Genomic DNA, 12350 nt, shown 5'->3' with positions numbered 1-12350 from the left:
TGAGGAGCCCCACATGAGTCCATCGGATTTTCCCGAACCCACACGCGTTTCTGTCAACGGAGTGGAACTCGAAGTCTTTGAAGCTGGCCGGCAGAACGCCGGAAACCCGATCGTGCTGTGCCACGGGTGGCCCGAGCACGCTTACTCGTGGCGCCACCAGCTGCCTGCCCTGGTCGCGGCCGGATACCACGTCATTGTGCCGAACCAGCGTGGGTATGGGCACTCCTCCCGCCCGAGTGAGGTGGCAGCGTATGACATCGGGCAGTTGTCAGGTGATCTTGTCGCTCTGCTCGATCACTACGGGTACGAGGACGCCACTTTCGTGGGGCACGACTGGGGAGCGTTCGTGGTCTGGGGGCTGAGCATGCTGCACCCCCGCCGCGTGAAGCAGATCGTTGCGCTGAGCCTGCCGTACCAAGAGCGTGGGGAGAAGCCCTGGATCGAGTTCATGGAGGAGATGCTTGGCGGCGACTTCTACTTTGTCCACTTCAACCGTCAGCCGGGTGTCGCGGATGCTGTGCTCGACGCGCACACCGCTCAGTTCCTGCGCAACTTGTTTCGCAGAAATGAACCGGAACGTGCGCCCGAGCCGGGCATGGCGTTCATGAACCTTGCCCAGGCTGAGGCACCCCTCGGAGATCCACTGATGAGCGATCGTGAACTTGCCGTCTTTATTTCCGCATTCGAGGCGTCGGGGTTCAGCGGAGGTATCAACTGGTATCGAAATCTCGACCGCAACTGGGACTTGCTCGCAGAGGCGGATCCCATCATCCGGCAGCCCGCGCTCATGATCTATGGCGATCGAGACACGATTATGCGCTCTGCACGGCTGAGCGCCTTCGTGCCGAACGTGGAAGTAGTCAGCCTGGATACCGGTCACTGGATCCAGCAGGAACGCCCAGATGAGACCAACCAGGCAATCGTGGGCTGGTTGGCGCGGCAGGAGGACGGGCCGGCTCAGGCCGAGGCGCCTTAGAGGCCGGCGGCCTCGAGCGCGCCCGGCAGCCAGGCGAGGGCGACCTCGCTCATGTCATCGAACGAGGACGCGTCGTGCCGGCCATACTCGCCCACGCGGGTTGCGCCCTGGGCAACAAAGCGGCGGTCAAGGTTTTCGCTGCCCTGACTGTAGGTGCCGCTGTAGAAGGTATCGCCGAGGCCGAACATGGCGTACCGGACCCCGGTGAGGTCGGGAAGCGCGGCGTCAAACGCCTCGGCGAAAGGCAGCGCCGAATTCGGCAGGCCGCCATCGCCGTGAGTCGAGCAGACCACGAGGTAGAAAGTGTCGGCGTTCATGCCTGCCGGGTCGACGTCTTGCAGGTCGAACACCTCGACGTCGTCGTGGGTCTCGCGCAGCTTCGCGCCGAGGTCCTCGGCGATCAGCTCTGAGTTGCCTGACTCGGTGCCGTAGACGACGGTGATCTTCACAGCGCGGTTCCTTTCATTGAATGCTCAGTGGTGCGTGCGGCGTCGCCGTGGGCGATCGCCCGCATATGGTCGCGGTCGGGAAGCTTTCGCCGGGTCCTGCCGGCGGGCGCGCTCTCGCGTTCGTGCTCGTCGAGCCGTATCCATTGAGCGTAGCTAACTGACTCGTGCTGGAGCTGGCTGCCGAGCCCCGCGAAGCCGCGGCGCGCAGGATCGGGGGCGATCAGACCGGCCGTGAGGTCGGACAGGATCTCGTCGGCGACGTTCTTCGCGCAGGTGCGGTTCTCGGGAATGGCCCCGCGGGGTCCGCGCTTGGCCCACCCCGTGCGGTACAGGCCCGGCTCGATGCGTCCGGTCTCGGAATCTTCGTCGAGCTGACGGGCGAGCGGGCCGGCGGCGTCCCGGACGAAGCCGATGGCGCTGATCACCGAGCTGGCGCGCACCGAGATTGCGCCCGGGCCGTTGGCCGACACGATTGAGACGGACTCAGCGCGATCGCTCCCCAGGATCGCGAGCGGCGTGGTGTCAAAGTGCAGCGTCACCTCGGGGCCCGGGTGGGCCGCGCGGCTCTCGGCAGTGAGCGCGGCGATGGCCTCAAGCCGGGCAGCGGCAGCGCGATCTGCCGGTGTGCCCTCGGAGGCCGTGACCGCCTCGGGGAGCGGCGCCGCCAAGCGGTAGCGCGCCCGCGGCAGCGCCTCGAGCTCGCGAATCATCTGGGCCTCGCCCTTCATCTCGCTCACGCTCGATCGGATGAGGACGCTCACGCGCTGGGCTGGCTGATCGAGGTAGTGATCGAGGGCGTGGTCGGCGACGTCGCTCTCGGCATAGCCCGTGCGATCCTTCACGAGAAAGCGCAGCACGTCGAGGGCGACGTTGCCGCCTCCGACGAGGACGACGTCGGTGCCAAAGCTCGGCAGTTCCGGCCGCTCGCCCGGGTGGGCGTTCAGTGTGCGCGTGATCGCCCCGGCGCCGAACACCCCGGGGAGGTGGTCGCCGGGCACGCCCAGCGCGCGGTCATGGCTGAGCCCGGTCGCCAGCACGACGGCGTCGTAGTGGGCGCGGATGTCGGACAGGGCTACGTCGACGCCGGGCTGCGGTTCCGCCTGCACGTCGCCGTGGACGTTCACCCCGCCTGCAAAGCGGACGCCCGGTGCGGTGAACAGTCGCTCGAACTGGCGCGTGATGGCCTTGGTGTGCTGGTGATCCGCGGCGACCCCGTAGCGGATGAGACCGTAGGGGGAGGCGAGGCGGTCAAAGATCGTGACCTCGACCCCGGGGGAGCCGCGCAGGAGAGACTGCGCGAGATAGCACCCGGACGGGCCGCTGCCGACGATGGCGATGCGTCGGGGAGCAGACTGATCCTGCGTGGTGCTCGGCATGGTGCTGTCCTCGGTGATCGAGAGGGCGTCTCTGAAGTGCGGTGGGGAGAGGGCTTCACCCCGCACCCTCAACTCTGTCATGCGGGGGTGCACCAGAGCTGGATATATCGATTTGTGCAGGCGAGACGCAGGTCGGCCGCGCGCTTCCGCTGGGCCCCGGTTCACGCCAGAATAGGGCGAGAACTACACGAGGGAGCACGCGCATGGGGCGTATTTTGGTGATCGAGCACGAGGGCGATGCTGGCCTCGGTCTGGTCGGGGAGCGGCTGCGCGAGCAGGGGATGGAACTGACCGTCGTGGGCCCGGCGACCGGTGCGCCGGTGCCGGCGACGCTCGACGGCGCCGACGGGCTCATCGTGCTGGGCGGCTCGATGGGCCCGAACGAGGACGAGAAGGCGCCCTGGCTGCCCGCGACCCGGGCGCTCTTGCGCTCGGCGGTCGAGCAGGAGGTCCCGACGCTCGGCATCTGCCTGGGCGCGCAGCTTCTGACGGCCGCGACCGGGGGCCGCGTGCACGAGATGCCGCAGGGCCCGGAGGTCGGCCTCAACGCGGTCCGTTTCGCCGAGGCGGCGGCGGCCGACCCGCTCTTTGGCGGGCTGAGCGGCTCCGAGGTGCCCGTGTTGCAGTGGCACTGGCTTGAGGCTGAGCGGCTGCCGGACGGCGCCCGCCTCCTGGCGTCAAGTGAGGGCTGCGCGAACCAGGCATTCCGGCTGGGGGAGCGCGCCTGGGGCGTGCAGTTCCACCCCGAAGCGCTGGGCGATACCGCCCAGGCCTGGGCAGACGACAGCGTGGAGGACCTCGCAGAACTGGGGATCGACGGCACTGAGCTGGTCGGCGCGGTGCGCGCGGCGGAGCCGGAACTTCGCGACATCTGGGGCGCCCTCGCGGGACGCTTCGCCGAGATCGTCGCGGGTCGCTAGCGCCGACGTCCGCGCGAGGACGCCGCCCGAACAACAAAGCGGCGCCCGAGCCACCGTGAGGTGGTCCGGGCGCCGCTTTGTGCGCTGGAGCCTACGCGCCGGCCCCGAAGCTCAGCGCTTCGCTGACGAGCGCTGCCTGCTCGACCGCGTGCACCTTGGCCGACCCGGTGGACGGAGCCGCCGAGGACGGGCGCGAGACGCAGCGAATCTTGTCGTTCGCGAGGTGCTTCGACAGCTCGAGCGAGATGAACGGCCAGGCGCCCTGGTTCTCCGGCTCGTCCTGCACCCACACCAGTTCCGCGTTCGGGTACTGCGACAGCGTGGAGGTGAGCTCGACCTGGGGCACCGGGTAGTACTGCTCGATGCGCACGAGCGCGACCCGCGGGTCGGGGTGCTTATCCAGCTCCGCGCGCAGGTCGTAGTACGTCTTTCCCGAGACAAGGATGACGCGCTCCACAGCCGCGCGATCCTGCACCTGCGGGTCGTCCAGGACCGGCTGGAACGCGCCAGTCGTGAAGTCCTCGACGCTCGACGTTGCCCCACGAAGCCGCAGCATCGACTTCGGAGTGAAGACGATGAGCGGGCGGCGCGGCCGCGAGTACGCCTGGCGGCGCAGCAGGTGGAAATAGCTCGCCGGCGTCGACGGACGTGCGACGGTCATGTTGTTCTCGGCGCACATCTGCAGGTAACGCTCGATACGTGCGGACGAGTGGTCCGGGCCCTGGCCCTCGTAGCCGTGCGGTAGCAGCATGACGACCGAGGAACGCTGGCCCCACTTCTGCTCCGCGGACGAGATGAACTCATCGATCACGGTCTGCGCGCCGTTTGCGAAGTCGCCGAACTGTGCTTCCCAGAGCACGAGGGCGTCCTCGCGCTGCAGCGAGTAGCCGTACTCGTAGGCGAGCGCCGCGTACTCCGAGAGGAACGAATCGTAGATCCAGAAGCGAGCCTGGTCCTCGGACAGGTTCAGCAGCGGGATCCACTCCTGACCGTTCTGGCGGTCGTGGAAGACGGCGTGCCGCTGGGCGAAGGTGCCGCGGCGGGCGTCCTGACCCGCGAAGCGCACCGCGGTGCCCTCCACGAGCAGCGAACCGAGGGCGAGCAGCTCGCCGAAGCCCCAGTCGATGCCGCCCGAGCGACTCATCTCGACGCGCTTGTTGATGAGCTGCTGCAGCTTCGTGTGCACGGTGAAGCCGGCCGGCTTGTTGCCGAAGGCGTCACCCACGCGCTCGATGACCGAGCGGTCGACGCCGGTCGTTTCGGGCGCCTCGGCGGGCGGGGTCTCGACCGGGAGCTCGGCGGCGACGCCGGTCGTATCGATCACCGGGATCGACGACGTCTGGGCCGCGTGCGTCTCCTGGAACGCGCGCTCGAGGCGATCGGTGAAGTCTTGCTTCGCCTTCTCGTATTCCTCGGGCGTGATGTCGCCGCGACCCACGAGGGACTCGGTGTACAGGCGGCGCACGCTGCGCTTGGCCTCGATGAGGTCGTACATCAGCGGCTGCGTCATCGAGGGGTCGTCGCCCTCGTTGTGCCCGCGGCGGCGGTAGCTGATCAGATCGACAATGACGTCCTTGTGGAAGCGCTGGCGGAACTCGTAGGCGAGGCGCGCCACCTGCACGACAGCCTCGGGATCGTCGCCGTTCACGTGGAAGATCGGCGACTGTACGGCCTTGCCGATGTCTGACGAGTAGATCGCCGAACGCGAGTCCTGGGGGAGCGTGGTGAAGCCCACCTGATTATTCACGATCACGTGGATCGTGCCGCCCGTGCGGTAGCCGCGCAGCTGAGACATCTGCAGCGTCTCGTAAACGACGCCCTGGCCGGCCATCGCGGCGTCGCCGTGCACGAGCACGGGAAGCGTGGTGAACGATCCGATCGGCTTGAGGTCCTGCTTCGCGCGCACGATGCCCTCGAGCACGCCGTTAACCGCCTCGAGGTGCGAGGGGTTCGCCGCGAGGTAGATCGGCACCTGGGTGCCGTTCGGGGCGGTGAAGACGCCCTCGGTGCCGAGGTGGTACTTCACGTCGCCCGAACCGGCCTTGCCCGACTGGGCACCCTCGAACTCGCGGAAAATCTGGCCATACGTCTTGCCCGCGATGTTCGAGAGGACGTTCAGGCGGCCGCGGTGCGCCATGCCCATGTCGACGCTGTCGACGCCGTCTTCCGCGGCCTCGATGAGCATGGCGTCGAGGAAGGCGATCACCGACTCGCTGCCCTCGAGGCTGAAGCGCTTCTGGCCCACGTACTTCGTCTGGAGGAAGGTCTCGAAGGCCTCGGCCTCGTTGAGCTTCTCCATGATGCGCAGTTGCTCGTCGTGCCCGGGCTTCGCGTAGGGCACCTCGACCTTCTGGCGGATCCAGGCGCGCTGCTCCGGATCCTGAATGTGCATGTACTCGATGCCGATCTTGCGGCAGTACGAGTCGCGCAGCACGCCGAGGATGTCGCGCAGGCGCATGGTGCGCTCGCCGCCGATGCCGCCGGTGACAAACTCGCGGTCGAGATCCCAGAAGGTGAGTCCGTGGGTCTCGATCTCAAGGTCGGGGTGCGAACGCTGCACGTACTCGAGCGGGTCGACGTCGGCCATGAGGTGGCCGCGCACGCGGAACGAGTTGATGAGTTCCTGCACGCGGGCCGTCTTGTCGACGGCGCCGGAGATGTCGACGTGAATGTCCGACGCCCACCGGATCGGTGCGTACGGGATGCGCAGCGCGGCGAAGATTTCCTCGTAGAAGCTGTGCCCGCCGATGAGGCGCTCGTGCACGAGCTTGAGGAACTCGCCGGATCCTGCGCCCTGGATCACGCGGTGATCGTAGGTGCTCGTGAGGGTGATGGTCTTGCCGATGCCGAGATCGCTCAGCACGCGCTGCGACGAACCCTGGAACTCGGCGGGGTACTCGAGGGCGCCCGCGCCGATGATGCAGCCCTGGCCGGTCATGAGGCGGGGAACCGAGTGCACGGTTCCGATGCCGCCCGGGTTCGTGAGCGAGACCGTGGCGCCGGCGAAGTCGCCAGCGGCGAGCTTTCCGCCGCGGGCGCGCTTCACGAGGTCTTCGTACGCGGCGAGGAACTCGTTGAAGTCGAGGGTGTCTGCGCGGCGAATGGTCGGGACCATGAGGGCGCGCGTGCCGTCGGGCTTGGGGAGGTCGATCGCGATGCCCAGGCCTACGTGCGCGGGGGCAATGACCGACGGCTTGCCGTCGACCTCGCCGTACGCGACGTTCTGACTAGGGAACTCCTTCAGCGTCTGGATGAGGGCCCAGCCAATGAGGTGTGTGAACGACACCTTGCCGCCGCGGCTGCGCCGCAGGTGGTTGTTGATAACGATGCGGTTATCGATCAGCAGCTTCGCGGGCACCGTGCGCACGCTCGTCGCGGTCGGAACCGTCAGGCTCGAGTCCATGTTCTTGGCGAGGGTCTTGGCCATGCCGCGCAGCGGCGTGACCTGGTCCTCCGCTTCGACGGCGTCGATGACGCCGGTGGCGGGCTTTGCCTTGGGGGCGTCGGCCGGGATCGGGGCCTGGCGCGGCGCGGCGTTCGTGGTGCGTGCCTCGACCGGCTGCGTGATGGACGCGGTGATGGGAGCGGTGACCGTCGGGATCGGCGATGTGGCGGGCTGCGCTGCGTCAGGCGCGGTTGCCGCGGGGGCGGGCGATGCCGCCTCGGCTTCCTCGGTCGTGCCCTGGTAGCGCTCAAGCACGGGCCACCACGATCGATCGACGGAATCTTTATCGGCGACGTACTGTTTGTACAGCTCGTCTACTAGCCACGCGTTCGCACCGAAATCTTCTGCGGTACTCCCGTTTTCGGGAACGCCCGTCTCGCCAGTCAAAACTGATCGCCCTCTCTCTGCGCGAGTGCGCGCGTCGAATGCAAGGTAGTTCCGAGATGCATCTGCGCATCCCAACACCCTCAAGCCTACGACAGTTCGGCTGCGGATTCATGCGCGATAGGGGACGGCGCGCTTCCTGAGGGGTACCGTGGATGACATGAGATTCCTGAGCGATGGCGCCCACGACGATCTGACCTACGCCGATGTCTTCTTGGTGCCTGGCCCGAGCGAGGTGCGCAGCCGGTATGAGGTTGATCTGGCCCCGGGCGACGGGACGGCCGCGACGGTGCCGCTCGTGGCGGCAAACATGAATGCCGTGACCGGCCACCGGCTCGCCGCGAGCCTCGCGAGACGCGGGGGACTCGGCGTGCTCCCGCAGGATCTCGGCCCGCAGGACCTCCTCGCCGCGATCGAGTGGGTGAAGGCACAGCCGGTCGCCCTGGACTCGGTCTACCGCGTGCCGTCCACGACGACGGTCGCCCAGGCGCTCGAAATTCTCCCCGCGACCGCGGGCTACGGGTTCGTGGTGACCCGCGGCGACGATGATCTGGGTGTGGTTCCGGCGGAGCTGCTCGCCGATGCGCCACCCACCAGACCCCTAGGGGAGCTCGTGCAGCGGCATTGGCTTTCGCTTGACGCCGAGGAAATGGCGGACGGCCGCGCGGCTTTTGACGCACTCACCGCCGCAGGATCCTCATTCGCGCCGGTGGTCCGCCGCGGCCGCATCATCGGCACGATCTCCCGCGCGAGCGCGCTGCGCAGCACGGTGTACCGGCCCAACCTGTCCGCCGACGGTCGGCTGGCGCTCGCCGCGGCCGTCGGTATCAACGGCGACGTGGCCGGGCGGGCAAAGGCCCTGGTTGAAGCGGGCGTCGACGTGCTCGTGCTCGATACGGCCCACGGGCATCAGGCCGGCATGCTGCGCGCCATCGAGACCGTGCGCGCGCTCGATCTCGGCACCCCCATCGTGGCGGGCAATATCGTGACCGCCGCCGCGGTACGCGACCTCGTCGCCGCCGGCGCGGACATCTTGAAGGTCGGCGTCGGGCCGGGCGCGATGTGCACCACGCGCATGATGACGGCGGTGGGCCGCCCGCAGTTCTCTGCGGTGCTCGAGACCGCGGAGATCGCGGCACAGGCCGGCACGCACGTGTGGGCCGACGGCGGGGTGCGCTTCCCGCGCGACGTCGCGCTCGCGCTGGCCGCAGGCGCGGCGAGCGTCATGATTGGGTCGTGGTTCGCCGGCACGATTGAGTCCCCGGGCACGATCCGACGCGCCGCGGACGGCGGCCTCTATAAGACGAATTGGGGCATGGCCTCCGCGAAGGCCGTCGAGGCCCGGTTCTCGCGGCTGGATCCGTTCGAGCAAGCGAAGAAAGCCCTGTTTTCCGAGGGGATTAGCGAGAGTCGCGTCAGGCTCGACCCGCACCGCCCCTCGGTGGAGGATCTCGTCGATGAGATCACCTCCGGCCTCCGCAGCTCATGCACCTACGCGGGCGCTCGCTCGCTCGCCGAGTTCCGCGAAAACGCGGTCGTCGGCAAGCAGTCCGCGGCGGGCTACGAAGAGGGGCGGGCGCGCGACCGCGTCGAGTAAGTCGCGGTGGATCCTGCCGCTACTCAGCGCCGGACTGATACGATTGCGCGTAATTATGGACGCATCCTCCCCTCGAAGACCGTCAGACCCTCCGAGTAGCTGCCGCGCGCATCACAGGTTCACGCCTGGGCGCGCGCGGTTCGCCGCAGGGAGCCGCCCGTGAACGACTGGCTTCTGTTCGGAATTGGTCTCATCCTCACCGTGGGAACCGGCTTTTTTGTCGCCGCTGAGTTCTCGCTCGTTGCCCTCGATAGGCACGAGCTCGAGCGCAAGCGCGAGGCTGGTGTTCCCGGGCTCGACCGGGTGATCCGAGCCCTCACGATCACGTCGACGCACCTCTCGAGTGCGCAGCTCGGCATCACCCTTACGACGCTGCTCGCCGGCTACACGCTCGAGCCGGCGCTGAGCTCGTTCCTGGCCGTGCCGCTCGCCGCGCTGGGGGTGCCCGAGGGAGCAAGGATCCTCATCACGGTGCCCATCGCGGTCGCCCTCGCGACCTTCCTGTCGATGGTGATCGGCGAGCTCGTTCCCAAGAACTTTGCACTGGCGAAGCCGCTCGCCGCAGCTCGTTTCGTGATGCCGTTCCAGGGTGGGTTCACCGCTGTCTTTAAGCCGGCGGTACTGGCGCTCAACGGCAGCGCGAACGGCATGCTCCGCGCGATCGGTGTGGAGCCCAAGGAAGAGCTCTCGGGTGCCCGCAGCGCCCAGGAACTCTCGTCCCTCGTGCGCCACTCTGCGAGCGCGGGGCTGCTTGAGGCAGACACCGCGACGCTGCTTGACCGCACGCTGCGGTTCTCCGAGCACACGGCCGCTGACGTCATGACCCCGCGCATGCGGGTCGAGAGCGTGCAGAAACTCGAGCCGGCTCAGGCCGTCATCGAGCTTGCCGGCCGCACCGGCTTCTCCCGCTTCCCCGTCATCGACGAGGATCGCGACGACGTGGTCGGCGTCGTGCACGTCAAGCAGGCCGTGTCAGTGCCCCGCAATAAGCGCTCCGAAGTCCCGGTCGCGGCGCTTTGCGAGGACGCCGTGCGCGTGCCCGACACCATGCGCCTTGACCAGCTGCTGGGCGAACTGCGTAGCAGCGGCTTCCAGCTCGCCATCGTGGTCGACGAGTACGGCGGGACCGCCGGCATCGTCACCCTCGAGGACCTCGTGGAGGAGCTTGTGGGAGAGGTCGCCGACGAGCACGACCGGGCACACGCCGGTGTGGTCGGCACCGCCGACGCGATGACGCTGCCCGCCGACCTTCGCCCCGACGAGGTGCGCGAGCGCACCGGCATCGTGGTGCCCGACGACGGGACCTACGACACAGTCGCAGGTTTTGTCATTCGTGAGCTCGGGCGATTGCCCGAGGTCGGCGACGAGGTCCCCCTTCCCGGGGGCGGCACCCTGCGCGTCGAGCGCCTCGACGGGCGCCGGATCGACCGGCTGCGCTACACGGGTGAGCCCGTGCCCGTGGACGCCGAGCAGGAGGACAAACGATGAGTGACTGGGCCGGAATTGCATGGCTCGTGGTGCTCTTGGTCGTCAACGCCTTCTTCGTTGGTGCAGAGTTCGCCGTGATCTCGGCGCGCCGATCGCAGATCGAGCCACGGGCCGAAGCTGGCTCGAAGCGCGCGAAGACGGCGCTCTACGCGATGGAACACGCGACGCTCATGCTGGCGACCAGCCAGCTGGGTATTACTGTCTGCTCGCTCGTGATCTTGAACGTCTCTGAGCCGGCAATTCACCATCTACTTGAGGGGCCGCTGGCCTTTACCGGTCTCTCGGCGCAGTTTGTGTCGATCGCGGCCTTCGTCGTGACCCTACTGATCGTCACCTACCTCCACGTCGTCTTCGGGGAGATGGTGCCGAAGAATGCCGCGTTCTCGCTGCCGGATCGCGCCGTGATGCTGCTCGCGCCGCCCCTCGTGGTCGTCTCCAAAGTGTTCAGCCCAGTGATCTGGGCGCTCAACGGGATCGCCAACGGGATCCTGCGCCTGTTTGGCGTGGAACCCAAAGACGAGACGAACAGCACGTTCACGCTCGAGGAGGTCGCGAATATCGTGAGCCACTCGACGCGCGAGGGTGTGCTTGAGGACCGCAGTGGTGCGCTCACCGCCGCGTTCGAGTTCACGACGAAGCAGGCGAAGGACCTCGTCATCCCGCGCGACAAGCTCGTCACCCTGCCCCTCACGGCGACGCCGGACGACGTGGAGGCCGCGGTCACGCGCCACGGCTTCTCGCGCTACCTGCTCGCCGATGAGGATGGCGACCTGGCGGGGTACGTCCACATCAAGGACCTGCTGCGCACGGGCGACGACCGCTACACCGAGCCCATCTCACCGAAGCGTATTCGTAGCATGCTGACGATTCACGAAGACGCCGAGCTGGAGGACGTGCTTGCGCGTCTCCAGCGCACCGGCACGCACCTGGCGAGCGTCCGCACGAGCGCGGGGCGTGAGATCGGCGTCCTGTTCCTCGAGGACATCATCGAGCAGCTCGTCGGCGAAGTCCACGATGCGACTCGGCGCGAGCGCTTCGAGTAGGACGCACACAACGAATCGGGGCGGCGGGGGATAACCCCTGCCGCCCCGATTCGTTCGTTCGCGACTACTGCGCCGCGCTGAGGGCGAGCGACACCTCGAGCACGCGGGAGGTCTCGGGGAGCGCATGCATCAGGCTGTCGGGCAGCGTGATCGTCGCGTTGACCAGGGCGGAGTCGCCCGAGAAGTCAGGGGTGATGCGGATCGTCGTGTCGCGTCGTTCCATTTGGCCGACGACGAGCGTGCCGACCGCGTCGACCGTCTCGCCGCTCTGGCCGTCGCGGCGCAGCATGATCGGCTGTGTGAGGGTGAAGCTCAGCTCGGGCAACCCCTCGGCACTCGCCGCGAAGTCGGCCGCCGTGATCACGCCGTCGGTGAGGGTGAGCTCGCCGCTCGTGTGGAGCTCGCTCGACCCGAGTACCTCGCCGGTCTCGCCGCGCAGACTGCCAATCGCCGTGGTGTCGGCAATGTAGCGCTCGGGGATGGGCGGGGCAAGTACGTCTGAACCTGCCGCGGTGCGAAGGCTCGCGTGTACCTCCCCGAGCACCGGGGCGGAGCTGCAGGCGGATAGGCACAGGGGTGCGGCAATGAAGAGTGCGGTGACGGCTGCGGCGGTGCCGCGTGAGACCGGAAGACCTGCCACCGCGTGCACCTCATTCGCCAGTTGATTCTTGC

General features: G+C 67.9%; 9 protein-coding genes. 5 read left to right on the top strand and 4 right to left on the bottom strand.

The genetic code is table 11. From position 1 onward, the window contains the following. The first annotated feature begins 13 nt into the window (after positions 1-13). The gene (locus KOE53_RS11135; RefSeq protein ID WP_188058547.1) at positions 14-976 is read left to right on the top strand and encodes an alpha/beta fold hydrolase; all 963 of its coding nucleotides are present in this window, start codon (positions 14-16) and stop codon (positions 974-976) included. Here KOE53_RS11135 and KOE53_RS11130 read toward each other — a convergent pair. Together KOE53_RS11130 and KOE53_RS11125 are read right to left on the bottom strand one after the other, a co-directional pair. Continuing rightward, on the bottom strand, positions 973-1425 hold the full coding sequence (locus KOE53_RS11130) for a flavodoxin domain-containing protein (RefSeq protein WP_188058546.1): 453 nt from the start codon (positions 1423-1425) through the stop codon (positions 973-975). The genes KOE53_RS11135 and KOE53_RS11130 overlap by 4 nt on opposite strands. Continuing rightward, complete coding sequence (locus tag KOE53_RS11125; protein WP_188058545.1) at positions 1422-2801, bottom strand: FAD-dependent oxidoreductase; 1380 nt, start codon at positions 2799-2801, stop codon at positions 1422-1424. Before KOE53_RS11125 ends, KOE53_RS11130 begins: the two co-directional genes overlap by 4 nt. A gap of 203 nt (positions 2802-3004) precedes the next feature. Here KOE53_RS11125 and KOE53_RS11120 point away from each other — a divergent pair, with 203 nt between their 5' ends. Beyond that, complete coding sequence (locus tag KOE53_RS11120; RefSeq protein ID WP_223160207.1) at positions 3005-3721, top strand: type 1 glutamine amidotransferase; 717 nt, start codon at positions 3005-3007, stop codon at positions 3719-3721. A gap of 91 nt (positions 3722-3812) precedes the next feature. On the opposite strand, the gene KOE53_RS11115 is transcribed toward KOE53_RS11120, so the two are convergent. Beyond that, positions 3813-7553 (bottom strand): multifunctional oxoglutarate decarboxylase/oxoglutarate dehydrogenase thiamine pyrophosphate-binding subunit/dihydrolipoyllysine-residue succinyltransferase subunit, encoded by a 3741-nt coding sequence (locus KOE53_RS11115; RefSeq protein WP_188044700.1) that lies wholly within the window; start codon positions 7551-7553, stop codon positions 3813-3815. A 157-nt stretch (positions 7554-7710) separates the two neighbouring features. On the opposite strand from KOE53_RS11115, the gene guaB1 reads away from it, so the two are divergent. The 3 genes from guaB1 (at position 7711) to KOE53_RS11100 (ending at position 11678) form a co-directional block, all read left to right on the top strand. Further along, a complete protein-coding gene (gene guaB1 / locus KOE53_RS11110) occupies positions 7711-9147 on the top strand; it encodes a GMP reductase (RefSeq protein WP_188058544.1) in 1437 nt (478 codons plus the stop codon). Positions 9148-9306: 159 nt separating this feature from the next. After that, positions 9307-10635, top strand: coding sequence for a hemolysin family protein (locus KOE53_RS11105; RefSeq protein ID WP_188044699.1), 1329 nt, complete (start codon positions 9307-9309; stop codon positions 10633-10635). Next, positions 10632-11678, top strand: coding sequence for a hemolysin family protein (locus KOE53_RS11100; protein ID WP_188058543.1), 1047 nt, complete (start codon positions 10632-10634; stop codon positions 11676-11678). Before KOE53_RS11105 ends, KOE53_RS11100 begins: the two co-directional genes overlap by 4 nt. A gap of 64 nt (positions 11679-11742) precedes the next feature. Here KOE53_RS11100 and KOE53_RS11095 read toward each other — a convergent pair whose 3' ends face one another. Then, positions 11743-12318: a hypothetical protein gene (locus KOE53_RS11095; RefSeq protein ID WP_188058542.1), complete on the bottom strand. Its 576-nt coding sequence runs from the start codon at positions 12316-12318 to the stop codon at positions 11743-11745. Positions 12319-12350 lie beyond the last annotated feature (32 nt).

The sequence above is a fragment of the Leucobacter sp. CX87 genome, from assembly GCF_018682295.1.
Classification (GTDB): domain Bacteria; phylum Actinomycetota; class Actinomycetes; order Actinomycetales; family Microbacteriaceae; genus Cx-87.
The sequence above is the reverse complement of the archived record's forward strand: the minus strand, read 5'-3'. Positions and strand labels throughout refer to the sequence as shown.

Bases quoted from the DNA above. Each gene is read 5' to 3' on its own strand.
- KOE53_RS11135 (WP_188058547.1), top strand. From the start codon at position 14: ATGAGTCCATCGGATTTTCCCGAACCCACACGCGTTTCTGTCAACGGA.
- KOE53_RS11125 (WP_188058545.1), bottom strand. From the start codon at position 2,801: ATGCCGAGCACCACGCAGGATCAGTCTGCTCCCCGACGCATCGCCATC.
- KOE53_RS11120 (WP_223160207.1), top strand. From the start codon at position 3,005: ATGGGGCGTATTTTGGTGATCGAGCACGAGGGCGATGCTGGCCTCGGT.
- guaB1 (WP_188058544.1), top strand. From the start codon at position 7,711: ATGAGATTCCTGAGCGATGGCGCCCACGACGATCTGACCTACGCCGAT.
- KOE53_RS11100 (WP_188058543.1), top strand. From the start codon at position 10,632: ATGAGTGACTGGGCCGGAATTGCATGGCTCGTGGTGCTCTTGGTCGTC.